The sequence below is a fragment of the Leucobacter sp. cx-42 genome (assembly GCF_014529985.1).
GTDB lineage: Bacteria > Actinomycetota > Actinomycetes > Actinomycetales > Microbacteriaceae > Leucobacter.
On record NZ_JACVMU010000019.1, the window covers coordinates 1 to 1,672 of the forward strand.

Below are 1,672 nucleotides of genomic sequence, written 5' to 3' on the forward strand. Positions count from 1 at the left end.
GGGTTTGAGTGCTCCTTAGAAAGGAGGTGATCCAGCCGCACCTTCCGGTACGGCTACCTTGTTACGACTTAGTCCTAATCACCAGTCCCACCTTCGACGACTCCCTCCACAAGGGTTAGGCCATCGGCTTCGGGTGTTACCGACTTTCATGACTTGACGGGCGGTGTGTACAAGGCCCGGGAACGTATTCACCGCAGCGTTGCTGATCTGCGATTACTAGCGACTCCGACTTCATGGGGTCGAGTTGCAGACCCCAATCCGAACTGAGACCGACTTTTTGGGATTCGCTCCACCTCGCGGTATCGCAACCCATTGTATCGGCCATTGTAGCATGCGTGAAGCCCAAGACATAAGGGGCATGATGATTTGACGTCATCCCCACCTTCCTCCGTGTTGACCACGGCAGTATCCCATGAGTTCCCACCATAACGTGCTGGCAACATAGGACGAGGGTTGCGCTCGTTGCCGGACTTAACCGAACATCTCACGACACGAGCTGACGACAACCATGCACCACCTGTATACGAGTGTCCAAAGAGTTCTGTATCTCTACAGCGTTCTCGTATATGTCAAGCCTTGGTAAGGTTCTTCGCGTTGCATCGAATTAATCCGCATGCTCCGCCGCTTGTGCGGGCCCCCGTCAATTCCTTTGAGTTTTAGCCTTGCGGCCGTACTCCCCAGGCGGGGAACTTAATGCGTTAGCTACGACACAGAACCCGTGGAACAGGCCCTACATCTAGTTCCCAACGTTTACGGCATGGACTACCAGGGTATCTAATCCTGTTCGCTCCCCATGCTTTCGCTCCTCAGCGTCAGTAGCGGCCCAGAGATCTGCCTTCGCCATCGGTGTTCTTCCTGATATCTGCGCATTCCACCGCTACACCAGGAGTTCCAATCTCCCCTACCGCACTCTAGCCTGCCCGTACCCACTGCAGACCCGGAGTTGAGCCCCGGGATTTCACAGCAGACGCGACAAGCCGCCTACGAGCTCTTTACGCCCAATAATTCCGGACAACGCTTGCACCCTACGTATTACCGCGGCTGCTGGCACGTAGTTAGCCGGTGCTTTTTCTGCAGGTACCGTCACTTTCGCTTCTTCCCTACTAAAAGAGGTTTACAACCCGAAGGCAGTCATCCCTCACGCGGCGTTGCTGCATCAGGCTTGCGCCCATTGTGCAATATTCCCCACTGCTGCCTCCCGTAGGAGTCTGGGCCGTGTCTCAGTCCCAGTGTGGCCGGTCACCCTCTCAGGCCGGCTACCCGTCGTCGCCTTGGTGAGCCATTACCTCACCAACAAGCTGATAGGCCGCGAGTCCATCCAAAACCGATAAATCTTTCCACCCACACACCATGCGGTGATAGGTCGTATCCAGTATTAGACGCCGTTTCCAGCGCTTATCCCAGAGTCAAGGGCAGGTTACTCACGTGTTACTCACCCGTTCGCCACTCTTCCACCCAGCAAGCTGGGCTTCATCGTTCGACTTGCATGTGTTAAGCACGCCGCCAGCGTTCGTCCTGAGCCAGGATCAAACTCTCCGTAAAAAACAAAAAGCACCCATCCACCGGAATAAGGCAGACAAGATGCGAGTTTGACCTGACAAATAGAAACACTGACAAAAAATTTGTCACTGAATTATTCATCCAAAAAAGGAATCTCCAACACAAACCAAAC

At 54.2% G+C, this 1,672-nt stretch carries 1 rRNA gene; it reads right to left on the reverse strand.

What is annotated here, in order from left to right:
• Positions 1-19: 19 nt before the first annotated feature.
• A 16S ribosomal RNA gene (locus tag ICM05_RS12565) occupies positions 20-1,542 on the reverse strand.
• Positions 1,543-1,672: the final 130 nt, after the last annotated feature.